At 64.6% G+C, this 25292-nt stretch carries 24 protein-coding genes and 1 pseudogene; 18 read left to right on the top strand and 7 right to left on the bottom strand.

Annotated elements, in window-relative coordinates:
* Nucleotides 1-35: 35 nt before the first annotated feature.
* The 7 genes from VL129_RS16645 to map all read right to left on the bottom strand — a co-directional run bounded on the left by VL129_RS16645 (nucleotide 36) and on the right by map (nucleotide 8023).
* Nucleotides 36-443, bottom strand: a complete 408-nt coding sequence (locus VL129_RS16645) for a SufE family protein (protein WP_325414702.1) — start codon at nucleotides 441-443, stop codon at nucleotides 36-38.
* Nucleotides 440-1645, bottom strand: a complete 1206-nt coding sequence (locus tag VL129_RS16640; RefSeq protein ID WP_325414700.1) for an aminotransferase class V-fold PLP-dependent enzyme — start codon at nucleotides 1643-1645, stop codon at nucleotides 440-442. Before VL129_RS16640 ends, VL129_RS16645 begins: the two co-directional genes overlap by 4 nt.
* Nucleotides 1646-1697: 52 nt before the next feature.
* Nucleotides 1698-2732 carry a 2,3,4,5-tetrahydropyridine-2,6-dicarboxylate N-succinyltransferase gene (dapD, locus tag VL129_RS16635; RefSeq protein ID WP_325414698.1) on the bottom strand — a complete coding sequence of 345 codons (1035 nt, stop codon included), beginning with the start codon at nucleotides 2730-2732 and terminating at the stop codon, nucleotides 1698-1700.
* 36 nt (nucleotides 2733-2768) lie between these two features.
* Nucleotides 2769-3116 (bottom strand): ArsC family reductase, encoded by a 348-nt coding sequence (locus VL129_RS16630; protein ID WP_325414696.1) that lies wholly within the window; start codon nucleotides 3114-3116, stop codon nucleotides 2769-2771.
* Between the two features lie 176 nt (nucleotides 3117-3292).
* On the bottom strand, nucleotides 3293-4486 hold the full coding sequence (gene dapC / locus VL129_RS16625; protein ID WP_325414695.1) for a succinyldiaminopimelate transaminase: 1194 nt from the start codon (nucleotides 4484-4486) through the stop codon (nucleotides 3293-3295).
* Nucleotides 4487-4494: 8 nt separating this feature from the next.
* Complete coding sequence (locus tag VL129_RS16620; protein ID WP_325414693.1) at nucleotides 4495-7197, bottom strand: [protein-PII] uridylyltransferase; 2703 nt, start codon at nucleotides 7195-7197, stop codon at nucleotides 4495-4497.
* 43 nt (nucleotides 7198-7240) lie between these two features.
* Nucleotides 7241-8023: a type I methionyl aminopeptidase gene (gene map / locus VL129_RS16615; RefSeq protein ID WP_325414691.1), complete on the bottom strand. Its 783-nt coding sequence runs from the start codon at nucleotides 8021-8023 to the stop codon at nucleotides 7241-7243.
* 294 nt (nucleotides 8024-8317) lie between these two features.
* On the opposite strand from map, the gene rpsB reads away from it, so the two are divergent.
* From rpsB to VL129_RS16525, 18 genes and pseudogenes are all read left to right on the top strand, one after another.
* Nucleotides 8318-9055, top strand: coding sequence for a 30S ribosomal protein S2 (gene rpsB, locus VL129_RS16610; RefSeq protein ID WP_325414690.1), 738 nt, complete (start codon nucleotides 8318-8320; stop codon nucleotides 9053-9055).
* A 128-nt stretch (nucleotides 9056-9183) separates the two neighbouring features.
* Nucleotides 9184-10053, top strand: a complete 870-nt coding sequence (tsf, locus tag VL129_RS16605; protein ID WP_325414688.1) for a translation elongation factor Ts — start codon at nucleotides 9184-9186, stop codon at nucleotides 10051-10053.
* A gap of 174 nt (nucleotides 10054-10227) precedes the next feature.
* A complete protein-coding gene (gene pyrH, locus VL129_RS16600; RefSeq protein ID WP_325414686.1) occupies nucleotides 10228-10968 on the top strand; it encodes a UMP kinase in 741 nt (246 codons plus the stop codon).
* Nucleotides 10965-11522, top strand: coding sequence for a ribosome recycling factor (gene frr / locus VL129_RS16595; RefSeq protein ID WP_325414684.1), 558 nt, complete (start codon nucleotides 10965-10967; stop codon nucleotides 11520-11522). Before pyrH ends, frr begins: the two co-directional genes overlap by 4 nt.
* A gap of 17 nt (nucleotides 11523-11539) precedes the next feature.
* Complete coding sequence (gene uppS, locus VL129_RS16590) at nucleotides 11540-12295, top strand: polyprenyl diphosphate synthase (protein WP_325414682.1); 756 nt, start codon at nucleotides 11540-11542, stop codon at nucleotides 12293-12295.
* On the top strand, nucleotides 12289-13104 hold the full coding sequence (locus VL129_RS16585) for a phosphatidate cytidylyltransferase (RefSeq protein ID WP_325414680.1): 816 nt from the start codon (nucleotides 12289-12291) through the stop codon (nucleotides 13102-13104). Before uppS ends, VL129_RS16585 begins: the two co-directional genes overlap by 7 nt.
* A complete protein-coding gene (ispC, locus tag VL129_RS16580) occupies nucleotides 13101-14288 on the top strand; it encodes a 1-deoxy-D-xylulose-5-phosphate reductoisomerase (RefSeq protein ID WP_325414678.1) in 1188 nt (395 codons plus the stop codon). Before VL129_RS16585 ends, ispC begins: the two co-directional genes overlap by 4 nt.
* Before the next feature lie 66 nt (nucleotides 14289-14354).
* On the top strand, nucleotides 14355-15707 hold the full coding sequence (rseP, locus tag VL129_RS16575) for a sigma E protease regulator RseP (RefSeq protein ID WP_325414676.1): 1353 nt from the start codon (nucleotides 14355-14357) through the stop codon (nucleotides 15705-15707).
* Nucleotides 15708-15760: 53 nt separating this feature from the next.
* Nucleotides 15761-18121, top strand: coding sequence for an outer membrane protein assembly factor BamA (bamA, locus tag VL129_RS16570; protein WP_325414674.1), 2361 nt, complete (start codon nucleotides 15761-15763; stop codon nucleotides 18119-18121).
* Between the two features lie 23 nt (nucleotides 18122-18144).
* Nucleotides 18145-18648 carry an OmpH/Skp family outer membrane protein gene (locus VL129_RS16565; RefSeq protein WP_325414672.1) on the top strand — a complete coding sequence of 168 codons (504 nt, stop codon included), beginning with the start codon at nucleotides 18145-18147 and terminating at the stop codon, nucleotides 18646-18648.
* A gap of 3 nt (nucleotides 18649-18651) precedes the next feature.
* Nucleotides 18652-19710: a UDP-3-O-(3-hydroxymyristoyl)glucosamine N-acyltransferase gene (gene lpxD, locus VL129_RS16560; RefSeq protein WP_325414670.1), complete on the top strand. Its 1059-nt coding sequence runs from the start codon at nucleotides 18652-18654 to the stop codon at nucleotides 19708-19710.
* A gap of 43 nt (nucleotides 19711-19753) precedes the next feature.
* Nucleotides 19754-20194, top strand: a complete 441-nt coding sequence (gene fabZ, locus VL129_RS16555) for a 3-hydroxyacyl-ACP dehydratase FabZ (protein ID WP_027589212.1) — start codon at nucleotides 19754-19756, stop codon at nucleotides 20192-20194.
* A complete protein-coding gene (lpxA, locus tag VL129_RS16550; protein WP_325414667.1) occupies nucleotides 20191-20967 on the top strand; it encodes an acyl-ACP--UDP-N-acetylglucosamine O-acyltransferase in 777 nt (258 codons plus the stop codon). The genes fabZ and lpxA overlap by 4 nt, the downstream gene beginning before the upstream one ends.
* A 4-nt stretch (nucleotides 20968-20971) precedes the next feature.
* On the top strand, nucleotides 20972-22105 hold the full coding sequence (gene lpxB, locus VL129_RS16545) for a lipid-A-disaccharide synthase (RefSeq protein ID WP_325414665.1): 1134 nt from the start codon (nucleotides 20972-20974) through the stop codon (nucleotides 22103-22105).
* Nucleotides 22106-22107: 2 nt separating this feature from the next.
* The gene (gene rnhB / locus VL129_RS16540) at nucleotides 22108-22731 is read left to right on the top strand and encodes a ribonuclease HII (RefSeq protein ID WP_325414663.1); all 624 of its coding nucleotides are present in this window, start codon (nucleotides 22108-22110) and stop codon (nucleotides 22729-22731) included.
* A 24-nt stretch (nucleotides 22732-22755) separates the two neighbouring features.
* The gene (locus VL129_RS16535; RefSeq protein ID WP_325414661.1) at nucleotides 22756-24009 is read left to right on the top strand and encodes an XAC2610-related protein; all 1254 of its coding nucleotides are present in this window, start codon (nucleotides 22756-22758) and stop codon (nucleotides 24007-24009) included.
* 694 nt (nucleotides 24010-24703) lie between these two features.
* A complete protein-coding gene (locus VL129_RS16530) occupies nucleotides 24704-25075 on the top strand; it encodes a hypothetical protein (RefSeq protein WP_325414659.1) in 372 nt (123 codons plus the stop codon).
* Between the two features lie 83 nt (nucleotides 25076-25158).
* Nucleotides 25159-25292: pseudogene (locus tag VL129_RS16525) on the top strand (transposase); the annotation flags it as partial.

Raw genomic sequence — 25292 nt, 5'->3', positions numbered from 1 at the left:
AGGTAGCGCGGCGGCCAAGGACAACGGTGGCCGCCCTACGGGGACACCAGCTCCCGCATCCGCTGCAACACGGCGTTCATGCCGTTGCTGCGTGATGGCGACAGGTGCCTGGACAGGCCCAGCTGGCCAAACCAATCTGCTACGTCGAGCTGTGCTAGCTCCGCGCCGCTGAGACCATCGACTCGCGCCAGCAACACCGCCAGCAGACCGCGCAGCAGCCGCGCGTCGCTGTACGCCGTGAAACGCCAGCGATCCGCGTGCCGTTCGGCCAGCAGCCAGACATTGCTTTCGCAGCCCTGCACCTGATGGGCTGGCACGCGCAGCGCGTCGTCGAGTGGCGCCAGGCGTTCGCCCCACTGCATCAGCAGGCGGGCGCGCTGTTCCCAGCCGGGACAGGCGGCGAAGGCGTCCAGCGCCTCCCGGGCGGCGGGCGACAGGCTCATCGCAGGATCTCCAGCGCCTGATCCAGGGCGGTGAAGAACCGGCTCAGGTCCTCGCCATCGTTGTACAGCCCCAGCGACACGCGGATCGCGCCCGGCACGCCGAGGCGTTGCATCAGCGGCATGGCGCAGTGGTTGCCGCCACGCACGGCGATGCCCTGTTCGCCGAGCAGCTGGGCCAGATCGGAGTGGTGCACGTCGTCCACCACGAAGCTGGCCAGCGCCGCCTGGGGTTCGCCGAGCAGGCGCACGCCCTCGCGCACCGACAGGCCGGCTACCAGCTGTTCCAGCAGCGCCTGCTCATGCTCGCGCACCGCCTGGGCGTTCAGGCCGGACAGGTAATCCAGCGTGGCGCCGAGGCCGATGACCCCGGCGATCGGGGGCGTGCCGGCTTCCAGGCCCATGGGCGCGGCATGGAAGTCGGCGCTGTGGAAGTCCGCCCGGCGCACCATCTCGCCGCCGAACTGCCAGTGACGCAGTTGATTCAGGCAATCGGCGCGCCCGTAGAGCACGCCGACACCGTCCGGTCCGTAGAGCTTGTGGGCGGAGAAGGCATAGAAGTCGCAGCCCAGCGCCTGCAAGTCGTGGCGGCCGTGCACGCTGGCCTGGGCGCCGTCGACCACGGTGATCGCGCCCTGGGCGCGGGCCAGGCGCACCAGCGCGTCCACGGGTTGCCAGCGGCCCAGCACGTTGGATAGCTGGCTGACCGCCAGGATGCGCGTGCGCGGGCCGATCAGGCGGGCGGCGGCGTCCAGTTCGATCTCGCCCCGGGCATCCAGTGGCAGGATCACCAGCCGGGCCTGGCAGCGCTGCGCCAGTTGCTGCCAGGGCAGCAGGTTGGCGTGGTGCTCCAGGGCGCTGATGACGATTTCATCGCCCAGGGAAATCAGCGGCTCCAGGCCGTAGGCCAGCAGGTTGAGCGCCTCGGTGGTGCCGCGCGTGAAGACGATCTGGCTGGGGCTGGCCGCGTTCAGCCAGTGCGCCACCCGTTGCCGGGCGGCTTCGTACAGGCGGGTGACCCGCTCGGCCGGCGGGTGCTGGGCGCGATGCACATTGGCCACGCCGCTGGTGTAGTAGCCGGTCAGCGCGTCGATCAGCGCCTGCGGCTTCTGCGCGGTGGCGGCGCTGTCCAGATAGATCTGGCCCTGGGCTTCGAACAGCGACAGGGCCGGAAAATCGGCGCGCCAGGGGGAATGCAGAACCATACGAACCACCTCGGGCCGCGAGCCGCGTTGCGCTCGCGGCCTGGCGTGACGGTCAGTTGTGCGCGTGCAGCGCTTCGTTGAGCTCGATGGCACTCTTGTTGGTCTTGCATTCGACCGCGCCAGTCTGGGAATTGCGGCGGAACAGCAGGTCCGGCTGGCCGGCCAGCTCGCGTGCCTTGACCACCTTGACCAGTGCGTTCTGGTCGTCGAGCAGCGCCACCTTGGTGCCGGCGGTGATGTACAGGCCGGACTCCACGGTGTTGCGGTCGCCCAGCGGGATGCCGATGCCGGCGTTGGCGCCGATCAGGCAGCCTTCGCCGACGCTGATGACGATGTTGCCGCCACCGGACAGGGTGCCCATGGTGGAGCAGCCGCCGCCCAGGTCGGAGCCCTTGCCGACGAACACGCCGGCGGAAATGCGCCCTTCGACCATGCCCGGGCCGGCGGTGCCGGCGTTGAAGTTGACGAAGCCTTCGTGCATCACCGTGGTGCCTTCACCGATGTGGGCGCCCAGGCGGATGCGCGCGCTGTCGGCGATGCGCACGCCGCTCGGCACCACGTAGTCGGTCATCTTCGGGAACTTGTCCACCGAGAAGACTTCCAGCAGGCGGCCCTTGAGGCGCGCTTCGAGCTGGCATTCGGCCAGCTCGGCGAGGTCGATGGCGCCTTCGCTGGTCCAGGCCACGTTGGGCAGCAGCGGGAAGATGCCGGTGAGGTTCAGGCCGTGCGGCTTGACCAGGCGGTGCGACAGCAAGTGCAGCTTCAGGTACGCCTCGGGGGTGGAGGTCAGCGCGGCGTCGTCCGCCAGCAGGGTGACCACCAGCGGCTTCTGGCTTTCGGCCAGGCGCACCAGCAGGGCGGACTGGGCGGCATCGATGCCTTTCAGGGCGACGGAAAGATCAGCGGCCTTGTCCTTGTTGATGGCAATGGCCTGGTTGCCGCCGGCGTAGTCCAGCAGCGGCAGCACGGCGGCCAGCAGCTCGGCGGACGGCTTGAGCAGCGGCTGGGGGTAGAAGATTTCCAGCCAGGCGCCCTGACGATTCTGGGTTCCGACCCCGAAGGCCAGGCTGAACAGGGAGGTGGTCATGGGCGGTTTTCCTTATGGTCTTCAGATCGGAATGGGTCAGGTCAATGCGGCGTTGTAGAGCTCGGGTTTGAAGCCGACCAGCGTGCGATCACCGAGCTCGAGCACCGGGCGCTTGATCATCGAGGGTTGGGCCAGCATCAGCTCGATGGCCCTGGCTTCGTCCAGGTCGGCCTTCTGGCTGTCGTCGAGCTTGCGAAAGGTGGTGCCGGCGCGGTTCAGCACGGTCTGCCAGCCATGTTCGGCGCACCAGCGCTGCAGGTGCGCGCGATCGATGCCGGCGGTCTTGTAATCATGAAAGGCGTAGGGGATGCCCTGTTCGTCGAGCCAGGTGCGGGCCTTCTTCATGGTGTCACAGGCCTTGATGCCGAAGAGGGTGTAAGTCATTGATTTACTTATCCTGATGGCGCGTCGTGGCGTCCGAGGCAGCGAATTATGCCACGCTCCGCCGTCCGTTGTTTACGCGTCGTGGAACAACTCGGGCGGTGCGCATCCGCATGGGCGCAGGGTGGTCAACGCTCTGCCTTGGCCGCCCTACCTGCTTGGGCGGCCGGGCGCCCGCCCTACGCGGACAGGAAGCGGCGAATTCGCTCGGCGGCCTCGACGCATTCCTCCAGCGAGGCCACCAGCGCCATGCGCACGCGGCCCGCACCGGGGTTGACGCCGTCCACTTCGCGGGACAGGAACGAGCCGGGCAGCACGGTGACGTGCTCGCGGGCGAACAGGTCGCGGGCGAAGCTGGCATCGTCGCCCGGGGTTTTCGCCCACAGGTAGAAGCTGCCATCCGGGCGCTGCACGTCGAGCGCCGGCGCGAGGATGTCCAGCACTGCATCGAACTTCTGTCGGTACAGCTCGCGGTTGGCGCGCACATGCGCCTCGTCCTTCCAGGCCGCCTCGCTAGCCCGTTGCACATGGCCGGGCAGCGCGCAGCCGTGGTAGGTGCGGTAGAGCAGGTAGCCCTTGAGGATCTCGGCGTCGCCGGCCACGAAGCCGGAGCGCAGGCCTGGCAGGTTGGAGCGCTTGGACAGGCTGTGGAACACCACGCAGCGTTTGAAGTCGCTGCGGCCCAGCTCGACGCAGGCGCTGAGCAGGCCGGGCGGCGGGTTGTCCTCGTCGAAGTACAGTTCGCTGTAGCACTCGTCGGCGGCGATCACGAAGTCGTGCTCGTCCGCCAGGGCGATCAGCTTCTTCAGCGTCGCTAGCGGCAGCAGCGCGCCGGTGGGGTTGCCCGGCGAGCAGATGAACAGGATCTGCGTGCGCTGCCAGACCTCGGCCGGTACCGCGTCGTAATCCGGCGCGAAGCCGTTGTCGGCCAGGCACGGCAGGTAGTGGGGCGTGGCGCCGGCCAGCAGGGCCGCGCCTTCGTAGATCTGATAGAACGGGTTGGGACTGACCACCAGGCCGCCCTGTTCGCGGTTGAACACCGCCTGCACGAAGGAGAACAGCGCCTCGCGGGTGCCGCTGACCGGCAGTGCGTGGCGGGCGGCGTCCAGCCAGCCGTCCGGTACGCCGAAGCGCCGCTGGCACCAGGCGACGATGGCTTCGCGCAGGGCGGGCGAGCCCAGGGTGGCCGGATACACCGACAGCTGGTCAATGTGCGCGGCCAGGGTCTCGGCGACAAAGGTCGGCGCGGCGTGCTTGGGTTCGCCGATGGACAGGGCGATGTGCGCCCGGTCGGCCGGTGGCTGCGCGCCGGCCATCAGCGCGCGCAGTTTCTCGAAGGGGTAGGGGTGCAGCAGGGACAGGGCTGGATTCATGGGTGTGGTCAGATGCTGAGGTGGTTCATGTCGATGGCGGGGCTGCCTTCCACCGCAAGCTGTTCGACGATGGCCTGTTGCAGGCGCGCGCACAGCTCGGGGTCGGAGAGGGGCTGGTTGTGGGCGTCGGTGAGGAAGAACACGTCCTCGACCCGCTCGCCGAGCGTGGTGATCTTGGCGTTCTGCAGCGACAGGTCGAAATCCAGGAAGATCTTGCCGATGCGCGCCAGCAGGCCGGGGCGGTCCGGGGCGATCAGTTCCAGCACGGTGACCGCGCGCTGCGCGTCGTTGTGGATGGTCACCTGCGGCGCGAAGGCGAAGTGCTTGAGCTGGCGCGGCACGCGGCGCTGGATGATCGCCGGGTAGTCATTGGGACTCTTCAGTGCGTCGATCAGGCCGCGGCGGATCTCTTCGATGCGCTCGGGGGTGTCGATCACCCGGCCGTCGTCGGCATCCAGCACGATGTAGGTGTCCAGGGTGAACTGGCTGGTCGAGGTGATGATGCGCGCGTCATGGATGTCCAGGTTGAGCTGGTCCATGGCGGCCACGGTCACCGCGAAGAAATCGTGCTGGTCGGGGGCGTAGATGAAGATCTGGCTGGCACCTTCCCGCTCGCGCTGCGCGGTCTGGCGGATCAGCACCAGGGGTTCGCCGCCCGGTGGGTGGTCGAGAATCGCCTGGGTATGCCAGGCGATGTCGTCGGCGCCGTGGCGCAGGAAATAGTCGTCGCCCAGCTGGCTCCACAGCTGTTCCGCCGCGTCCGGGTCGATGCCGGCGGCGGCCAGCAGGTCGAGCGCGGCGCTCTGCGTCTGGCAGATCTGCTCCTCGCGATCCAGCGGGTTGGCCAGCCCGCGATTCAGGGCGCGCAGGGTGGCGTCGTACAGCTGGCGCAGCAGGCTGGCCCGCCAGGAGTTCCACAGGGTCGGGTTGGTGGCGTTGATGTCCGCCACGGTGAGCACGTAGAGGTAGTCCAGGCGCGTGCTGTCTCCGACCAGCTGGGCAAAGTCGTTGATCACCTGCGGGTCGGAGAGGTCCTTGCGCTGCGCGGTGGTGGACATCGCCAGGTGGTTGCTGACCAGCCAGACGATCAGTCGGCTGTCCCACGGCGGCAACTGATGCCGCGCGCAGAAGGCTGCGGCGAACTGCGCGCCGAGTTCCGAGTGGTCGCCGCCACGGCCCTTGCCGATGTCGTGGTAGAGGCCGGCCAGGTAGATCAGCTCCGGCTTGGGCAACTGGTCGATCAGCCGGCTGGCCAGCGGAAACTTCTCCGCCAGCTCCGGCCACTTGAACTTGCGCAGGTGCTTGATCAGGTTGAGGGTGTGCGCGTCGACCGTATAGATGTGGAACAGGTCGTGCTGCATCTGTCCGACGATCTGGCCGAACTCCGGCAGGTAGCGGCCGAGGATGCCGTAGCGGTTCATGCGCCGCAGGTTGCGGTGGATGCCCTGGCTGCTGCGGAACAGCTCGATGAACAGGCTGGTGTTGCGGATGTCGGCGCGGAACTCATCGTCGATCAGGTAGCGGTGATCGCGCAGCTGGCGGATGGTGTCGGCGCGCACGCCCTTGGTGCCCGGGTGCTGGGCCAGCAGCACGAAGATTTCCAGGATGGCGAACGGCGTGCGCTCGAAGACCTTGTCGTGGGTCACTTCCAGGTAGCCGTTGCGGATCTGGAAACGGTTGTTGACCGGTTGCGGCGGTTCGTCGCCATCATGGGCGAGGATGACTTCCTCGAAGTGCTGCTTGATCAGGTCGTTGAGTTCCGCTACGCCCATGACCACCCGGTAGTACTTCTGCATGAAGCGCTCGACGGCGGTCTTGGCGTCGCTGTTGCTGTAGCCGAGCAGGCCGGCGATGCGCCGCTGATGATCGAACAGCAGGCGGTCCTCGGCGCGGCCGGCCAGCATGTGCAGCGCGTAGCGCACCTTCCAGAGGAACTCCTGGGCACTGGTGAGGATCGCCTGCTCGCTTTCCAGCAGGAAACCCTGCGCCACCATGGCCTGCATGTTCAGGGTGCCGAAGTGCCGGCGGGCCATCCACAGGATGGTCTGGATGTCGCGCAGACCACCCGGCGAGCCCTTCACGTTGGGCTCCAGGTTGTACTCGGTGTCGTTGTACTTGGCGTGGCGGGTGCGCTGCTCGCGGCGCTTGGCGACAAAGAACTCCTCGCTCGGCCACATGCACTGCGGACTGGTGACCGCCTGCATGCGCTCGCGCAGCCGCTCCGGGCCGGCGATGGTGCGGCTTTCCATCAGGTTGGTGATCACCGTCAGGTCGGCGCGCGCCTCCTCGGCGCACTCGGCCACCGAGCGCACGCTCTGGCCGACGTCCAGGCCGATATCCCAGAGCAGGGTAAGGAAGCCTTCGATGGGCGCGCGAAACAGCTCGTGGTCGGCATTGTCCAGCAGGATCAGCAGGTCGATGTCCGAATAGGGATGCAGCTCGCCGCGGCCGTAGCCGCCCACGGCGAGCAGGGCGATGTCCGCGTCGGTGCTCCAGTCGAAGCGTTGCCAGGCCGCCTGCAGGATCTGGTCGACGAACCAGGCGCGGTCACGGACCAGTCGGCGGATGTCCTGCCCGGCCAGGAAACGCCGGTCGAGCACTTCGCGGGCCCGGCCGATGGCCTTCTTGAAGGCTGCGATGGGGCTGGCCTTGAGGCTCAGTTCCGCCTGGAACTGGCCAGGGTCGAACAATTCGGTGTCGATCGTGCGCATGACTACGGCCTTGCTGCTGGAGGGCGGCCTGCTATAGCAGGATTCAGGCCGAGCGGTGAGCGATGGTGTCATCCTTGCGCAGGGTGAGGATCTCGTAGCCGGTCGCGGTGACCAGCAGGGTGTGCTCCCACTGGGCGGACAGCTTGCGATCCTTGGTGATGGCGGTCCAGCCATCGCCCAGGGTGCGGGTTTCCGGGCGCCCCTGGTTGAGCATCGGTTCGATGGTGAAGGTCATGCCTTCCTTGAGTTCCATGCCGGTGCCTGCCTTGCCGTAGTGCAGCACCTGGGGCTCCTCGTGGAACACCGCACCAATACCGTGCCCGCAGTATTCGCGCACGATGGAGAAGCCATGACTCTCGGCGTGCTTCTGGATCACTTCGCCGATATCGCCCAGGCGGGTGCCGGGACGCACCATTTCGATGCCTTTATACAGGCATTCCTGGGTGATGCGGCACAGGCGTTCGGCCCATTCGGGCACGCTGCCGACCAGGAACATCTTGCTGGTGTCGCCGTGGTAGCCGTCCTTGATGACGGTGATGTCGATATTGATGATGTCGCCGTTCTTCAGCGGCTTGTCGTTCGGGATGCCGTGGCACACCACGTGGTTGATCGAGGTGCAGATCGACTTCGGATAGCCGTGGTAGTTGAGGGGGGCGGGGATGGCCTGCTGGACGTTGACGATGTAGTCGTGGCAGATGCGATCCAGCTCCTCGGTGGTGACCCCGGCCTGGACGTGGGGCTCGATCATTTCCAGCACTTCGGCGGCCAGGCGGCCGGCCACGCGCATCTTCTCGATTTCTTCCGGGGTCTTGATGGACACGGTCATGGAGATCTCTTACGGCGCTCGGCGGCGCGCTCTGCGATACAAGGGAGCGGAATGATAAACCAAAGCGATTGCCGCCGGGCGGATGGCGCGGCCGTGCCGGCCGGGAAAATGTGTCAGCGGACGGTGGTCGTCCTAGCTTTCCGGCGCCCCGTTATGCTATAAAACGCGCCGCTCGACGGGGTGGTCCCGTCCGGCGATCAAATCCGCACACGCGTCGACACGGTTTCCTGGGTGCCCGAAAGGGTTGGAGATCGGGATGCGTGGAGGCCTAACCCGACTTATAGAGGAACGATCATGTCCCAAGTCACCATGCGCGATATGCTGAAGGCCGGTGTGCACTTCGGCCACCAGACCCGTTACTGGAACCCGAAGATGGGCAAGTACATCTTCGGCGCGCGCAACAAGATTCACATCGTCAACCTGGAAAAGACCCTGCCGATGTTCAACGAGGCGCTGACCTTCGTTGAAAAGCTGGCTGTCGGCAAGAACAAGATCCTGTTCGTGGGCACCAAGCGCTCCGCCGGCAAGATCGTCGCCGAAGAAGCCACCCGTTGCGGCATGCCCTATGTCGACCACCGCTGGCTGGGCGGCATGCTCACCAACTACAAGACCATCCGCGCCTCCATCAAGCGTCTGCGCGAGCTCGAAGGCCAGTCCCAGGACGGCACCTTCGAGAAGCTGACCAAGAAGGAAGCCCTGATGCGCACCCGTGACCTCGAGAAGCTCGAGCGCAGCCTGGGCGGCATCAAGGAAATGGGCGGCCTGCCGGACGCGCTGTTCGTGATCGACGTCGACCACGAGCGCATCGCCATCAGCGAAGCCAACAAGCTGGGCATCCCGGTCATCGGCGTTGTCGATACCAACAGCAGCCCGGAAGGCGTGGACTACATCATCCCCGGTAACGACGACGCCATCCGCGCTGTCCAGCTGTACCTGGGCTCGATGGCCGACGCCGTGCTGCGTGGCAAGCAGAATGGTGGCGCTGGCGACGAATTCGTCGAAGAAGCTGCCTCCGAAGCCGCCGCTGGCTGATAACGCCGCTCCGGCGTGATGCGTCAAGCGAAAAAGGGGGCTAGGCCCCCTTTTTCGCCACTCCCGAATCGACTGGCCCGCTTGGCGGGCGAGTAACCGAATCAACCCCTTTCCAGAGGATCTCGAACATGGCAGAGATTACTGCAGCCCTCGTCAAAGAACTGCGCGAGCGCACCGGCCAAGGCATGATGGAGTGCAAGAAGGCCCTGGTTGCCGCCGAAGGCGACATCGAGAAGGCCATCGACGACATGCGCGCTTCCGGCGCCATCAAGGCTGCCAAGAAGGCCGGCAACATTGCCGCCGAAGGCGCCATCGCCGCCAAGGTCTCCGATGACAACAAGACCGCTGTCATCATGGAAGTGAACTCCCAGACCGACTTCCTGGCCCTGCAGGCCGACTTCAAGGGCTTCGTCGCCGAGAGCCTGGACAAGGCCTTCGCCGCCGGTTACACCGACGTCGCTCCGCTGGTCGCCGACCGTGAAGAAGCCCGCCAGGCCCTGGTTGCCAAGTGCGGCGAGAACGTCAACATCCGCCGTCTGACCCGCGTGGAAGGCGACGTGGTGGGTGCCTACCTGCACGGTCACCGCATCGGTGTGCTGGTCTGCCTGAAGGGCGGCAACGCCGAGCTGGCTCGCGACATCGCCATGCACGTGGCCGCCAGCAACCCGGCCGTGCTGAACCCGACCGACATCTCCGACGAGCTGATCGCCAAGGAAAAGGAAATCTTCCTGCAGCTGAACGCCGACAAGATCGCCGGCAAGCCGGAAAACATCGTCGAGAACATGGTCAAGGGCCGCATCAGCAAGTTCCTGGCCGAAGCCAGCCTGGTCGAGCAGCCCTTCGTCAAGGACCCGGAAATCAAGGTCGGCGCGCTGGCCAAGAAAGCCGGTGCCGAGATCGTCTCCTTCGTCCGTTACGAAGTGGGTGAAGGCATCGAGAAGGCCGAAGTCGACTTCGCCGCCGAAGTTGCCGCCCAGGTTGCCGCTTCCAAGCAGTAAGCCGGACGGTCGTTCCCCCGAAGAGGCTGCCCGCTCGCGCGTGCGGCCTTTTCGTCAAAGAGGGGGAAAGGAAACCGTTACCGCCGGAGAACTCCGGTACGGGTGGCCCGAGGGCAACCCATTCGCGAGGCCGAACCTCGCAAGAACAGCAGAACGCCGCAGGAGAGATACGCAATGGCACAGCAGGTGAGTGGTCAACCTCGCTATAAACGCATCCTACTCAAACTCAGCGGCGAAGCCCTGATGGGGTCCGAGGAATTCGGCATCGACCCCAAGGTGCTCGATCGTATGGCGCTGGAGGTCGGCCAGCTGGTCGGTATCGGCGTCCAGGTCGGCCTGGTGATCGGCGGCGGCAACCTGTTCCGCGGCGCCGCGCTGTCGGCGGCGGGCATGGACCGCGTCACTGGCGACCACATGGGCATGCTGGCCACCGTAATGAACTCGCTGGCCATGCGCGACGCCCTGGAACGCTCGAACATTCCCGCGCTGGTCATGTCGGCCATTTCCATGGTCGGCGTCACCGACCACTACGACCGCCGCAAGGCCATGCGTCACCTGAAGAGTGGCGAAGTGGTGATCTTCTCCGCCGGCACCGGCAACCCCTTCTTCACCACCGACTCGGCGGCCTGCCTGCGCGCCATCGAGATCGACGCTGACGTGGTGCTCAAGGCCACCAAGGTGGACGGCGTCTACACAGCCGATCCGTTCAAGGATCCGAATGCCGAGAAGTTCGAACGCCTGACCTATGATGGCGTACTGGATCGCAAGCTCGAAGTCATGGACCTGACCGCCATCTGCCTGGTCCGCGACCACAAGATGCCGCTGCGCGTCTTCAACATGAACAAGCCTGGCGCCCTGCTGAACATTGTTCTGGGCGGCGCCGAAGGAACCCTGATCGAGGAGTCGAACGTATGATCAACGAGATCAAGCAGGACACACAGACCCGCATGGAAAAGAGCGTGGAGTCTCTCAAGACCGCGTTCGCCAAGATCCGTACCGGTCGTGCCCACCCCAGCATCCTGGACGGCATCATGGTGTCCTACTACGGCAGCGACACCCCGCTGCGCCAGATCGCCAACGTCACCGTCGAGGACTCCCGTACTCTGGCGCTGACCGTGTTCGACAAGGGCATGATCCAGGCCGTCGAGAAGGCCATCATGACCTCCGACCTGGGCCTGAATCCGGCCACCGCCGGCACCACCATCCGCGTGCCGATGCCAGCGCTGACCGAGGAAACCCGCAAGGGCTTCACCAAGCAGGCCCGCGGCGAGGCCGAACACGCCCGCGTGGCGATCCGCAACATCCGCCGCGACGCGCTGGCCCAGCTCAAGGACCTGGTCAAGGAAAAGGAAATCAGCGAGGACGAGGAACGTCGCGCCGCTGACGAGGTGCAGAAGCTCACCGACAAGTTCGTCGCCGAAGTCGAAAAGGCTCTGGAAGCCAAGGAAACCGACCTGATGGCCGTTTGAGGCCTGCGGGAACCAGCATGAGCAAGCAGAAACAGGAAGCCCTGCCGGCGGTACCGCGGCATGTGGCGATCATCATGGATGGGAACAATCGCTGGGCCAAGAAACGCTTGCTGCCCGGCGTCGCCGGTCACAAGGCCGGCGTCGACGCGGTGCGCGCGGTGATCGAGGTGTGCGTCGAATCCGGCGTGGAAGTGCTGACGCTGTTCGCCTTCTCCAGCGAGAACTGGCAGCGTCCGGCCGAGGAGGTCGGTGCGCTGATGGAGCTGTTTCTCGGCGCCCTGCGTCGCGAGGCACGCAAGCTCAGCCAGAACGGCATTCGCCTGCGCATCATCGGTGACCGTTCGCGCTTCCACCCGGAACTGCAGGCCGCCATGGCCGAGGCCGAGGCGCTGACCAGCGAAGGCCGCTTCCTGCTGCAGGTGGCCGCCAACTACGGCGGCCAGTGGGACATCACCCAGGCCGCGCGTCAGCTGGCCGAGCGGGTGCAGGCCGGCCAGCTGCAAGTCGAGCAGATTGATGCGTCGATGCTGGAGGGTTGTCTGTCCACTGCCGGCCAGCCGCTGCCCGACCTGTGCATCCGTACCGGCGGCGAACATCGCATCAGCAACTTCCTGCTCTGGCAACTGGCCTACAGCGAGCTGTACTTCTCCGACCTCTACTGGCCGGATTTCAAACACGAGGCCATGCGCAAGGCGCTGGCCAATTTCGCCACCCGGCAGCGCCGTTTCGGCAAGACCGGAGACCAGGTGGCTGGGGACCCTCGCGGATGTTGAAACAACGCATTATCACCGCCCTGATCCTGCTGCCGGTCGCGCTGGCGGGCTTCTTCCTGCTGGATGGACAGTGGTTCGCCCTGTTCATTGGCGCCGTCATCACCCTGGGCGCCTGGGAATGGGCGCGTCTGGCTGGCCTGCAGACCCAGAAGCTGCGCGTGGCCTATGCGCTGGTTGTGGTCATCCTGCTGGGCTGGCTGTACCGCTTTCCGCAGCTGGCCGTGCCGGTGCTTGCCCTGGGGGTGCTCTGGTGGGGGTTCGCCATCTGGGCGGTGCTGCGCTATCCGGCCAGCGCCGACGCCTGGCGCGCCCAGCCGGTGCGACTGCTGATCGGCCTGCTGATCCTGCTGCCGGCCTTCCAGGGGCTGTTGCTGCTCAAGCACTGGCCGCTGGGCAATTGGCTGATCGTGGCGGTGATGGTGCTGGTCTGGGTGGCGGACATTGGCGCCTATTTTTCCGGCCGCGCGTTCGGCAAGCGCAAGCTGGCGCCGAAGGTCAGCCCCGGCAAGAGCTGGGAAGGACTGGTGGGTGGGCTGCTGGCCAGCCTGCTGGTGACGCTGGGCGTCGGCCTGTATCGCGACTGGCTGCCCGCTGAGCTGTTGCTGGCCTTGCTGGGCGCCACCGTGGTGGTACTGATCTCGGTGGTCGGTGATCTGACCGAAAGCATGTTCAAGCGCCAGGCTGGCGTGAAGGACAGCAGCAACCTGCTGCCCGGGCATGGCGGGGTGCTGGATCGCATCGACAGCCTGACCGCCGCCGTGCCGGTTTTCGCCGTGCTGCTCTGGGCCGCCGGCTGGGGAGCCCTGTGAAACTCCAATGGATCACCGTGCTGGGCGCCACCGGCTCCATCGGTCTCAGCACCCTGGATGTGGTGGCGCGGCATCCCGAGCGTTATCGCGTCTTCGCGCTGACCGGGCATTCGCGTCTGGTCGAGCTGGAAACCCTGTGTCTGAAGCACAAGCCACGCTTTGCCGTGGTGGCTGACGAGCCGTCCGCGCGGCATCTTCAGGAGCGCCTGCAGGCGGCGGGGCTGGAGACCCGCGTGCTGGCCGGTGAGGAAGGCCTGTGCGAGGTCGCCGGCCACCCCGAGGTGGATGCGGTGATGGCCGCTATCGTCGGCGCCGCCGGCCTGAGTCCGACGCTGGCTGCCGTGCGGGCCAGCAAGCGCGTGCTGCTGGCCAACAAGGAAGCGCTGGTGATGTCCGGCGCCCTGTTCATGCAGGCGGTGCGCGAGCATGGCGCGGTGCTGCTGCCCATCGACAGCGAACACAACGCCATTTTCCAGGGCCTGCCCGGCGACTACGCGCGCGGCCTGTCCGCGGTCGGCGTGCGGCGCATCCTGCTCACCGCCTCCGGCGGCCCGTTCCGTGAGATGCCCGCCGCCGCGCTGGTCGATGTCACGCCCGAACAGGCCTGCGCCCATCCCAACTGGTCGATGGGGCGCAAGATCTCGGTGGACTCGGCGAGCATGATGAACAAGGGTCTCGAGCTGATCGAGGCCTGCTGGCTGTTCGATGCGCGCCCCGAGCAGGTGGAAGTGGTGGTTCACCCGCAGAGCGTGATCCATTCGCTGGTCGATTACGTGGATGGTTCCGTGCTGGCCCAGCTGGGCAATCCGGACATGCGTACGCCCATCGGCCATGCCCTGGCCTGGCCGGAGCGCATCGACACCGGCGTGGCGCCGCTGGACCTGTTTAAGATCGCACGACTGGACTTCCAGGCGCCCGACGAGCAGCGTTTCCCCTGTCTGCGTCTGGCCCGCGAGGCCGCCCAGGTCGGCGGCAGCGCCCCGGCCATGCTGAACGCGGCCAATGAAGTGGCGGTCGCCGCGTTTCTCGAGCGGCGCATCCGGTTCACCGATATTGCGCACCTTATAGAAAGCGTATTGAACGCCGAGCCGGTCGTGGCGGTCGAAGACCTCCGGGCAGTTCTGCATGCCGATCATCTGGCACGCGAGCGGGCAGGGGAGTGGCTGCGGCAACATGGCTGCTAGCCTGTCAGTCGCGGTGTCGGCAGTACCGGAAGTCGTTGAGGCAGGGACTCGCTGCGGAGGATTACGATGAGCGCTGTATACATGATCGTGGGTACCCTGATTGCATTGGGTGTCCTGGTGACCTTCCACGAGTTCGGCCACTTCTGGGTTGCGCGGCGCTGTGGCGTCAAGGTGTTGCGCTTCTCGGTGGGCTTCGGCACGCCGCTGCTGCGCTGGCACGACCGGCACGGCACCGAATTCGTGGTGGCGGCCATTCCGTTGGGCGGCTACGTGAAGATGCTCGACGAGCGCGAGGGCGAGGTGCCTGCCGAGCTGCTCGGCCAGACCTTCAATCGCAAGTCCGTCCGCCAGCGCTTCGCCATCGTTTCCGCCGGGCCGATTGCCAACTTCCTACTGGCCCTGCTGTTCTTCTGGCTGATCGCCATGCTCGGCACCCAGCAGGTGCGTCCGGTGATTGGCCAGGTGCTGCCGGGCACGCCGGCCGCCGAGGCCGGGCTGCAGCCTGGGCAGGAAATCCTCGCGGTGGACGGCAAGGTGGTGAACGGCTGGGGCGCGGTCAACCTGCAGCTGGTCCGCCGCCTGGGCGAAACCGGCACGCTGCAGGTGCGCGTCAGCGAGCCGGACAGCACGGTCGAAAGCGACTACCAGATCACCCTCAACGCCTGGTTGCGCGGTGCCGATGAGCCGGATCCGATCCAGTCGCTCGGCCTGCAGCCCTGGCGTCCCGCCGTGCCGGCCGTGCTGGCGCACATTGATCCCAGCGGGCCCGCGCAGGCCGCCGGCTTGCGCAGCGGCGATCGCCTGCTGAGCCTGGACGGCGTCGCCCTGCGCGACTGGCAGGACCTGGTGGAGCGGGTACGCGCCCGGGCGGATCAGCAAGTGGTGCTGGACATCGAGCGCGAGGGGCAGCAACTGTCGCTCCCGGTGCGGCTGGTCGGGCGTGGCGACGGCGAGGCTCGGCAGGGCTACCTGGGCGCCGGCGTGAGCGGTGTGGACTGGCCTGCGGAAATGCTTCGCGAGATCCGCTATGGTCCCCTCGATGCGGTGTGGCAGGGCGTGCAGCGCACCTGGTCGATGAGTGCGCTGACCCTCGATTCACTGGGCAAGATGCTGTTCGGAGAGCTCTCGGTAAAAAACTTGAGCGGCCCGATCACCATTGCTAAAGTGGCCGGCACTTCGGCCCAGTCCGGGCTGGCGGATTTCCTGAATTTCCTTGCCTATTTGAGCATCAGTCTGGGCATTCTCAACCTGTTGCCGATTCCCGTGCTGGATGGCGGCCATCTGCTCTTCTATCTCTATGAATGGGCAAGGGGCAAGCCGCTGCCGGAGAAGGTCCAGGCCTGGGGGATGCAGATCGGCATCACGCTGATCATCGGGGTCATGTTGCTGGCCTTGTTCAATGATCTGGGGCGGCTGTAAGCCGCAGTTTCCGACGTTCAGCAGTCACATAATCAGTTTTAAAAAAGGACTTCATGAAACGCCTGCTTCCTGCGGCGATTGCCGCCCTCCTGATCGCCGAGGCCCATGCGGAGTCCTTCGTAGTCAATGACATTCGTGTCAACGGCCTGCAGCGAGTATCCGCCGGCAGCGTGTTCGCCGCGCTGCCGCTCAATGTCGGCGAGACGGTGGACGAGCGCCGTCTGGTGGATGCGTCCCGCGCCCTGTTCCGCACTGGCTTCTTCCAGGACATCCGCCTGGGTCGCGACGGCAATGCGCTGGTCATCGATCTGGTCGAGCGGCCGTCGATCTCCAGCATCGAGATCGAAGGCAACAAGGCCATCCAGACTGAAGACCTGCTGCGCGGCCTGCAGCAGTCCGGGTTGGCCGAAGGTGAGATTTTCCAGCCGGCGACCCTCGAAGGGGTTCGCAACGAGCTGCAGCGCCAGTATGTCGCCCAGGGCCGCTATTCCGCCGAGATCATCGCCAAGGTCGAGCCGCAGCCGCGCAACCGTGTGGCGCTGAAGATCGAAGTCAACGAGGGCAGCGTCGCCAGCATTCAGCACATCAACGTGGTCGGCAACAGCGTCTTCTCCGACGAGGAAGTCACCGACCTGTTCGAGCTGAAGGCCAGCCACTGGGCCTCGTTCTTCAAGAACGACGACAAGTACGCCCGCGAAAAGCTCTCCGGCGACCTGGAGCGCCTGCGCTCGTTCTACCTGGACCGCGGCTATATCAACATGGATATCGTCTCGACCCAGGTGTCCATCACGCCGGACAAGAAGAACGTCTACATCACCGTCAATATCGACGAGGGCGATAAGTTCACCGTGCGTGACGTGCGCCTCTCGGGCGACCTCAAGGTGCCCGAGGAGGAAATTCGCGCGCTGCTGCTGGTCAAGCCGGGCCAGGTGTTCTCGCGCCGGGTAATGACCACCACCTCCGAGCTGCTGACCCGCCGCCTGGGCAACGAGGGTTACACCTTCGCCAACGTCAACGGCGTGCCGGAGACCCACAGCGACGACAACTCGGTCACCGTCACCTTCGTGGTCGATCCTGGCAAGCGCGCCTACGTCAATCGCATCAACTTCCGCGGCAACACCAAGACCGAGGACGAGGTGCTGCGCCGCGAGATGCGCCAGATGGAGGGCGGCTGGGCCTCCACCTACCTGATCGATCAGTCCAAGACGCGCCTCGAACGCCTGGGCTTCTTCAAGGAAGTCAACGTCGAGACCCCGGCGGTTCCGGGCACCGATGACCAGATCGACGTGAACTACACGGTCGAGGAGCAGCCTTCCGGCTCGATCATGGCGAGCATCGGCTTCGCCCAGAACTCCGGCCTGATCCTCGGCGGCTCCATCAGCCAGAACAACTTCCTCGGCACCGGCAACCGGGTCAGCCTCGGCCTGACCCGCAGCGAATACCAGGAGCGCTACAACTTCAGCTTCCTGGACCCGTACTGGACGCCCGACGGCGTCAGCCTCGGCTACAACGCCTTCTACCGCAGCACCGACTATGACGAGCTGGACTACAGCATCTCCAGCTACTCGGTGAACAGCCTGGGCCTGGGCCTGACTTTCGGTTACCCGATCAGTGAATACTCGCGGCTCAGCTACGGCCTGTCGGCGCAGCAGGACGAGATCCAGACCGGTTATTACACGGTTGACGAGATCTTCGATTTCATCAACGTCGAAGGCGACAGCTACACCAACTACAAGGCCAATATCGGCTGGACGCAGTCCGCGCTGAACCGGGGGGTTCTCGCCACCCGAGGCTATTCCCAGAGCCTCTATGTGGAAGCGACCCTGCCGGGCAGCGATCTGTCGTTCTACAAGATCGACTATCGCGGGCAGATCTTCGCCCCGTTGGATGACAAGTACGCGCTGCGTTTCCATACCCAGCTCGGCTATGGCGATGGTTACGGCGACAGCGATGGGCTGCCGTTCTACGAGCATTACTACGCCGGCGGCTTCAACTCGGTGCGTGGCTTCGAGGACAGCAGCCTGGGTCCGCGCAGTACGCCCAGCACCGGCAACAATCCGGGCACCATTGCCGACCCGGATACTGACCCGCTGCCCTTCGGCGGTAACGTGCTGATCCAGGGCGGTGTCGAGCTGCTGTTCCCGTTGCCGTTCGTCAAGGACCAGCGCTCGCTGCGCACCACCCTGTTCCTGGATGCCGGCAACGTGTTCGACACCAACTGCAGCGCCGCGCAGAAAGGCCGCAACGATCCGAGCTGCGACATCGACTTCAGCAACATGGCCAGCTCCGCCGGGGTCAGCCTGACCTGGATCACCGCGCTGGGCCCGCTCAGCTTCAGCCTGGCCAAGCCGATCAAGGAACCGGAAAATTCCGATACCCAGGTCTTCCAGTTCTCCCTTGGCCAAACCTTCTGATTCAACCAACCCTGGAGTACACCGTGCGTAAACTGACCCAGCTGGTTCTCCTGGCTACCGCCCTGGTGGCCGCCCCGGCTTTCGCCGAAATGAAGATTGCCGTCCTGAACTACCAGATGGCGCTGCTCGAGTCCGATGCCGCCAAGCGCTATGCCACGGAAGCCGAGAAAAAGTACGGCCCCGACCTCAACAAGCTGAAGACCCTGGAAAGCGACGCCAAGCGTCTGCAGGATCGCCTGACCAAGGAAGGCGACAAGCTGTCCACCGCCGAGCGCGAGCGCCTGGAGCTGGAATTCCGCCAGAAAGCCCGTGATTTCCAGGCCCAGTCCCGCGAGCTGAACGAAGCCAAGGGCCGCGCCGATCAGGAAACCCTGCACCAGCTCAAGCCCAAGCTGGACCAGGCGGTTGCCGACGTGCTCAAGAAGGGCGATTACGATCTGGTCCTGGATCGCGCCGCCGTCATCGACGTCAAACCGCAATACGACATCACCCGCCAGGTGATCGAACGGATGAACCAACTGCGCTGAAGTATGAAGTCTCTAGCATTCACTCTCGGCGAACTGGCCGAACGACTGGGTGCCACCCTGCGTGGCGCCGCCGACAAGCGGATCTCCGGACTGGCCACCTTGCAGGATGCCGGCCCCGAGCAGCTGACCTTTCTGGCCAACCCCCAGTACCGCAAGTACCTGGACCAGACCCACGCCGGCGCCGTGATGCTCAAGGCCGCCGACGCAGAGGGTTATGCGGGTGATGCACTGGTGGTGCCCGATCCCTATCTGGCCTACGCGGGCCTTTCGCACCTGTTCGACCGCAAGCCGGTCGCCGGCGCGGGCATCCATCCTTCCGCCGTGGTGGCTGAGGATGCCCAAATCGATCCGTCTGCCAGCATCGGTCCCGGCGCGGTGATCGAGAGCGGCGCAACAATCGGCGCCAACGTGACCATCGGTGCCCATTGCGTGATCGGGGCGCGTTCCTCGGTGGGCGAGGGTGGCTGGCTGGCGCCGCGGGTCACCCTCTATCACGACGTCACCATCGGCAAACGCGTGGTGATCCAGTCCGGCGCGGTGATCGGCGGTGAAGGCTTCGGTTTCGCCAACCAGAAAGGCGTCTGGCAGAAGATCGCCCAGATCGGTGGTGTGACCATCGGCGACGACGTGGAAATTGGCGCCAACACCACTATAGATCGCGGCGCCCTGGCCGATACCCTGATCGGCAACGGCGTCAAACTCGACAACCAAATCATGATCGCGCACAACGTGCAGATCGGCGATCACACCGCCATGGCGGGCTGCGTGGGCATTTCCGGCAGCACCAAGATCGGTCGTCACTGCATGATCGCGGGCGGCGTCGGCATGGTCGGGCACATCGAAGTCTGCGACAACGTGTTCGTCACCGGCATGACCATGGTGACCCGTTCGATCACCGAACCGGGCTCCTATTCCTCCGGCACGGCGATGCAGCCGGCGGCCGAGTGGCGCAAGAGCGCGGCGCGCATCCGTCAGCTCGACGAAATGGCCCGTCGCCTGCAACAACTTGAAAAACGTCTGGCGGCCGTGACCCCGGACGGGGATGCCTCATCTGAAGCCTGAAGGTTTCAACCGCATTCTTCCTCAGTATCAAGGCTTCCTGAACATGATGGACATCAACGAAATACGTGAACTGCTGCCGCACCGCTACCCGTTCCTGCTGGTGGACCGGGTCGAAGCCATCGATCTGGAAGGCAAGACCATTCGTGCCTACAAGAACGTCACGATCAACGAGCCGTTCTTCAACGGGCACTTCCCGCAGCATCCGATCATGCCGGGCGTGCTGATCATCGAAGCCATGGCCCAGGCCGCCGGCCTGCTGGGCTTCCGTATGCTGGATGCCACGCCCGCGGACGGCACGCTGTACTATTTCGTCGGTTCCGACAACCTGCGCTTCCGTCAGCCGGTCGTGCCGGGCGACAAACTGACCCTGCAGGCGCGCTTCCTCAGTGCCAAGCGCGGCATCTGGAAGTTCGCCTGCGAGGCGAGCGTGGACGACAAGCCGGTCTGCTCGGCCGAAATTATCTGTGCGGAACGCAAACTATGAGTTCGATTGACCCGCGCGCGATCATCGACCCCGGTGCCCGTCTGGCCGACAACGTCAGCGTCGGTCCCTGGTCGATCATCGGCCCGGATGTGGAGATCGGTGAAGGTACCGTCATCGGCCCGCATGTGATCGTCAAGGGGCCGACCCGCATCGGTCGCAACAACCAGATCTTCCAGTTCTCCTCGATCGGCGAAGACACCCCCGACCTCAAGTACAAGGGCGAGCCCACCCGTCTGGTGATCGGTGACGACAACGTCATCCGCGAAGGCGTGACCCTGCACCGGGGCACCGTGCAGGACCGTTCTGAAACCACCATCGGCAGCCACAACCTGATCATGGCCTACGCCCACGTGGGCCACGACTGCATGATCGGCAACCACTGCATCCTGGTGAACAACACCGCGCTGGCCGGTCACGTGCTGATGGACGACTGGGCGATCCTGTCCGGCTACACCCTGGTGCACCAGCACGTGCGCATCGGCGCCCACAGCTTCTCCGGCATGGGCACCGCCATCGGCAAGGACGTGCCGGCCTTCGTCACCGTGTTCGGCAACCCGGCGGAGGCGCGCAGCATGAACTTCGAGGGCATGCGCCGGCGCGGTTTCTCCGCCGAGGCGATCCAGGCCCTGCGCCGCGCCTACAAGATCGTCTACCGCCAGGGCCTGACCATCGAGCAGGCCATGGCCGAGCTTGAGGAAACAGCCAGCCAGTTCCCCGAAGTGGCCCTGTTCCGTGACTCGATCCGCGCCTCGACGCGCGGCATCACCCGCTGACGCCATGGCGGCTCCCTTGCGCGTCGCACTGGTCGCCGGCGAAGCGTCCGGCGACATCCTCGGCTCCGGTCTGATGCGTGCCCTCAAGGCACGCCATCCGGAGGTGGAATTCATCGGCGTCGGCGGCCCGCGCATGGAGGCCGAAGGCCTGGTCTCCATGTTCCCCATGGAGCGCCTGGCGGTCATGGGTCTGGTCGAGGTGCTCGGCCGCCTGCCCGAGCTGCTGCGCCGCCGCAAGCGACTGATCGCCGACCTGATCGCCGCGCAACCCGACGTGTTCATCGGCATCGACGCCCCGGACTTCAACCTGGGTGTCGAGCTCAAGTTGCGTCAGGCTGGCATCAAGACCGTTCACTATGTCAGCCCCTCGGTGTGGGCCTGGCGGCAGAAGCGCGTATTCAAGATCCGCGACGCCTGCGACCTGATGCTGACCCTGTTCCCGTTCGAGGCGCAGTTCTATACCGAGCATCAGGTACCGGTGTGTTTCGTCGGCCACCCGCTGGCCGACGACATTCCCCTGCAGGCCGACCGCGCCCAGGCGCGTCGCGAGCTGGGGCTGGCGGAGGAGGGCGCCGTGGTGGCCCTGCTGCCGGGCAGTCGTGGCGGCGAAGTGGCGAAGCTGGGCAGCCTGTTCCTGGATGCCGCTGAGCGCCTGCGCGCCCTGCGTCCGGAGCTGCACTTCGTAATGCCCTGTGCCAACGCCGAACGTCGCGCCCAGCTCGAACAGATGCTGGCCGGCCGCAACCTGGCGCTGACCCTGCTCGACGGCCAGTCGCATCGGGCGCTGGCCGCCTGCGACGCGGTGCTGATCGCGTCGGGCACCGCCACCCTGGAAGCGCTGCTGTACAAACGGCCGATGGTGGTCGCCTACAAGGTGGCGCCACTGACCTACCGGATTCTCAAGCGGCTGGTGAAGAGCCCTTACGTGTCGCTGCCCAACCTGTTGGCCCAGCGCCTGCTGGTGCCCGAGCTGATCCAGGATGCGGCTACCCCGGACGCCCTGGCGCAGACGCTGGCGCCGCTGATCGTCGATGGTCACGCGCAGACCGACGGCTTCGACCAGATCCACCGCACGCTGCGCCGCGACGCCTCGGCGCGTGCCGCCGACGCGGTGCTGGAACTGGTAGGGCAGCGCTGAGCATGCAACTGGGGCTGGATTTCGAACTGGTCGAGGAGCTGGTCGCCGGTGTCGACGAAGTCGGCCGCGGCCCGCTCTGCGGCCCGGTGGTCACCGCCGCGGTGATCCTCGATCCGGCCCGCCCGATCCGCGGCCTCAACGACTCCAAGAAGCTCACCGAAGCGCGCCGCGAGGCGCTGTTCGACGAGATTCAGGAAAAGGCCCTGACCTGGTGTATCGCCCGCGCCGAAGTGGACGAAATCGACCGGCTCAACATCCTGCACGCCACCATGCTGGCCATGCAGCGCGCCGTGGAGGGGCTGAGCGTCACCCCGAAGCTCGCCCTGATCGACGGCAACCGCTGCCCGAAGCTCGCCGTGCCCAGCGCCCCGGTGATTGGTGGTGACGCCCAGGTCCCGGCCATCGCCGCCGCCTCCATCCTCGCCAAGGTCAGTCGCGACCGGGAAATGCAGGCGCTGGACCTGATCTACCCCGGCTATGGTCTGGCCGGCCACAAGGGCTATCCCACCCCGGCGCACCTCGAAGCGCTGCAGCGGCTGGGGGCTACGCCGATTCATCGGCGGAGTTTTGCGCCGGTGCGGGTGGCGATCGCGGCCAGTAGCCTGAGTACCGGCCTGGTCGAATAGCGGTAACCCCGACAAGGAGGTTGAATGCGTAGATTCCATGCCCTTCGTAGCTTGCGGTTCATCCTGGCCCTGAGCTGTCTGCCGGCGATGCCGGTCGGCGCGGGGCAGGCGCCCACCACTCTGGTGGAGTTTCCCGTCTGGAATCGCACCTGGATCGGTACGCTGGGCAGCAAGCAGGTGGAAGTCTTCCTGAGGCGCACGGCCGACGACCTGTCAGGCAGCTACTGCTATCAACCCTGCACATCCGCGACACGCAGTCAGCTGGTGTTGGAGGGGCGCGTGCGCGGCGATGGGGCTGACCTCATCGAGCAGGATCGTGAGGGTGGAGCGGCCCAAACGGGTGTCTGGCAAATCGACTCGCTCGAGGTTGACGCCCTCACGGGCATCTGGACCTCGCCCAACGGCCAGCGGGCATACCCGCTGGTTCTGCGCCCGAGCCAGGCCCAGCGCGAACATGATGCGCACTTCCCCTACCAAATACGGATGCTCGCGAATGCGCGGCCCAAAGCGGGTGATGCTTGTCACAACTCGCCGCTGGTATCGGCCATCCGCCTGTACAAGGATGGCGCGCTGTTCCAGACCCTGGAAACGGAATCCGTGGGACCCTGCGGTGTGTTCACGCCAGAGCTGATCGATGCGAACTTCGATGGCTGGCCGGACCTGACGCTCGCCCTGTTCCTGCCCGCCGGCCCCAATATTCCACACCAGACCTGGCTGTACGACGCCGACACGGGTCGTTTCGTCGATGCGCCGGCGCGCTTGCAGGAAATCGCCTCGGCGGAGTTCGATCCGCTTCACCAAGTCATCCATGCCTTCTGGCGAGCCAGTTGCTGCGAGCACGGTGTCTCGGTCTATCGCTGGAAGGGGAGCGATGTTGAAGCGGTCGAGTCGCGGAGCAGCTACTTCCTGCCGTTGCTTGATGGCGGCGAAAGGCGCATTTGCTACGTCGCGCCCAGTTACCGCGACGGTTTCATCGAATTCGCCAGCCGGGTCGAACAGACCGCCGATGGCCGCTTGGCGCTACGCCAGATAGATCCGCAAAGCTGCGACCTTGATGACTTGTCCTTCCTGGAGCGCACCTATATCGACATCTGGCAGCCAGGCCCGCCCGGAGAGAGGCCAGTCCTCCTGCGAACCGAAGAGATAGCCTGGAAGGCAACGGAGACCGCGGCAGGCGTACGCCTCTGCCCCGAGGTGCCATTCTTCGACGGCGGGCGCATTCGACGCGAAGTGTTGAGTGAGAATCCTGAGCTGTGTGGGGAACAGGACTTGCAGTAGGGCAAAGCCCGCCGATTCGCTCAGCGGTCGCTGGACGCCGCCAACGTGCAGCGGGGGAGTTAAATCGGTCTGCTCCTTTAACCGGACCCTTGCGGCCCCAGCGCTCGACCAAACCGTTCCGAAAAGTATCGAAAAGGGGACAGATTTATTTTTGCGCTCGATGCGCCGAACAGCAGAACAGAAAAATAAGGCTGTCCCATTTTTTTGTTTTTTTGAAATTTTAGTTAGATCTGCCTTCTTTTTATGATTCTCATTGTAAGTAATGGTTGAAAGGTAGGATTAAATTTAAATGAGAGAAGATGATTTATATTATTTTTTGCTAGAAAGTTCCTTTGGGCTTTCGATGGCTGCGTTGTGGCAGCATATGAGGGTTCAGCTCTCTAGCTCTGGGTATGGTTTTTATGAGCAGTCGGATATGTTCTTTCGGCTATTGGCGTGGCTAATTGAACAGGGGAAAATAAAGCTTGCTTGTGATGGGGAGTTTCTTTCTGCAAGAAAAAAGGGGACAGATTTATTTTTGCGCTCGACACGCCGAACAGGAAAAATAAATCTGTCCCCTTGTCCCCTTGTCCCCTTGTCCCCTTGTCCCCTTGTCCCCTTGTCCCCTTGTCCCCTTTTCCCCTTTTCCCCTTTTTCCCTTTTCCCTTTTTCCTATGGGTGCGATTAATACTGGATTGAATTTGAGGGTTTGATTTTGGGAAAGAAATTTTGGGATGTTGATGAGTTTAAGGAAGGTGGTTTTTTTGATCTTTCTTCGCTGAAAGGGTCTTTAAGGAATGTAGTTGCATCTTTTGTTGGTTTTTTTGTGCTTTGGTACTCGGGTGACTTAAGTCGAGTCGTGGGTGGGAATCCTTCAGAAAATCAAGTTGAGCTTGGGAAGAAGCTGGCTATTATTTTGGGTGGAGGTAGCATTCTTATAAGTCTGACTATACTTTTGTTGTTGGCTTTTTCTATCGCCAGGCTTAGATCTAGCTGCAAGGGGCAATGGTATGAGGGTGTTAGCAAAGAGGATCTTTACAGTGAGGCGCCTCAGCGTTGCGAGGATGAAAATAATGAGCGTGAGTAAAAAGGGGGGCAGATTTGGAGGCAAAAAGGGGACAGATTTATTTTCCCGTCTAGGCTGACTTCTCCACGGATGGAGAATGAGTCATGCCCAGGATGGGACGTATCGTGTTGCCCAACTACCCACACCATGTGGTCCAGCGCGGCCACAACCGGCAGGTTGTCTTCGCGGCCGACGCGGACTATCAGCGCTACCTGGCGGATCTTCGCGAGCTCAAGGA

The organism is Pseudomonas sp., from assembly GCF_035497915.1.
GTDB lineage: Bacteria > Pseudomonadota > Gammaproteobacteria > Pseudomonadales > Pseudomonadaceae > Serpens.
The sequence above is the reverse complement of the archived record's forward strand: the minus strand, read 5'-3'. Positions and strand labels throughout refer to the sequence as shown.

Excerpts from the sequence above, each read along its gene's own strand:
- dapD (WP_325414698.1), bottom strand. The coding sequence starts at position 2,732 with ATGACCACCTCCCTGTTCAGCCTGGCCTTCGGGGTCGGAACCCAGAAT.
- bamA (WP_325414674.1), top strand. The coding sequence starts at position 15,761 with ATGAAACGCCTGCTTCCTGCGGCGATTGCCGCCCTCCTGATCGCCGAG.
- dapC (WP_325414695.1), bottom strand. The coding sequence starts at position 4,486 with ATGAATCCAGCCCTGTCCCTGCTGCACCCCTACCCCTTCGAGAAACTG.
- VL129_RS16630 (WP_325414696.1), bottom strand. The coding sequence starts at position 3,116 with ATGACTTACACCCTCTTCGGCATCAAGGCCTGTGACACCATGAAGAAG.
- VL129_RS16535 (WP_325414661.1), top strand. The coding sequence starts at position 22,756 with ATGCGTAGATTCCATGCCCTTCGTAGCTTGCGGTTCATCCTGGCCCTG.
- map (WP_325414691.1), bottom strand. The coding sequence starts at position 8,023 with ATGACCGTGTCCATCAAGACCCCGGAAGAAATCGAGAAGATGCGCGTG.
- lpxD (WP_325414670.1), top strand. The coding sequence starts at position 18,652 with ATGAAGTCTCTAGCATTCACTCTCGGCGAACTGGCCGAACGACTGGGT.
- rnhB (WP_325414663.1), top strand. The coding sequence starts at position 22,108 with ATGCAACTGGGGCTGGATTTCGAACTGGTCGAGGAGCTGGTCGCCGGT.
- VL129_RS16620 (WP_325414693.1), bottom strand. The coding sequence starts at position 7,197 with ATGCGCACGATCGACACCGAATTGTTCGACCCTGGCCAGTTCCAGGCG.
- frr (WP_325414684.1), top strand. The coding sequence starts at position 10,965 with ATGATCAACGAGATCAAGCAGGACACACAGACCCGCATGGAAAAGAGC.
- VL129_RS16640 (WP_325414700.1), bottom strand. The coding sequence starts at position 1,645 with ATGGTTCTGCATTCCCCCTGGCGCGCCGATTTTCCGGCCCTGTCGCTG.
- pyrH (WP_325414686.1), top strand. The coding sequence starts at position 10,228 with ATGGCACAGCAGGTGAGTGGTCAACCTCGCTATAAACGCATCCTACTC.
- lpxB (WP_325414665.1), top strand. The coding sequence starts at position 20,972 with ATGGCGGCTCCCTTGCGCGTCGCACTGGTCGCCGGCGAAGCGTCCGGC.
- lpxA (WP_325414667.1), top strand. The coding sequence starts at position 20,191 with ATGAGTTCGATTGACCCGCGCGCGATCATCGACCCCGGTGCCCGTCTG.
- tsf (WP_325414688.1), top strand. The coding sequence starts at position 9,184 with ATGGCAGAGATTACTGCAGCCCTCGTCAAAGAACTGCGCGAGCGCACC.
- rpsB (WP_325414690.1), top strand. The coding sequence starts at position 8,318 with ATGTCCCAAGTCACCATGCGCGATATGCTGAAGGCCGGTGTGCACTTC.
- VL129_RS16585 (WP_325414680.1), top strand. The coding sequence starts at position 12,289 with ATGTTGAAACAACGCATTATCACCGCCCTGATCCTGCTGCCGGTCGCG.
- VL129_RS16645 (WP_325414702.1), bottom strand. The coding sequence starts at position 443 with ATGAGCCTGTCGCCCGCCGCCCGGGAGGCGCTGGACGCCTTCGCCGCC.
- uppS (WP_325414682.1), top strand. The coding sequence starts at position 11,540 with ATGAGCAAGCAGAAACAGGAAGCCCTGCCGGCGGTACCGCGGCATGTG.
- fabZ (WP_027589212.1), top strand. The coding sequence starts at position 19,754 with ATGATGGACATCAACGAAATACGTGAACTGCTGCCGCACCGCTACCCG.
- rseP (WP_325414676.1), top strand. The coding sequence starts at position 14,355 with ATGAGCGCTGTATACATGATCGTGGGTACCCTGATTGCATTGGGTGTC.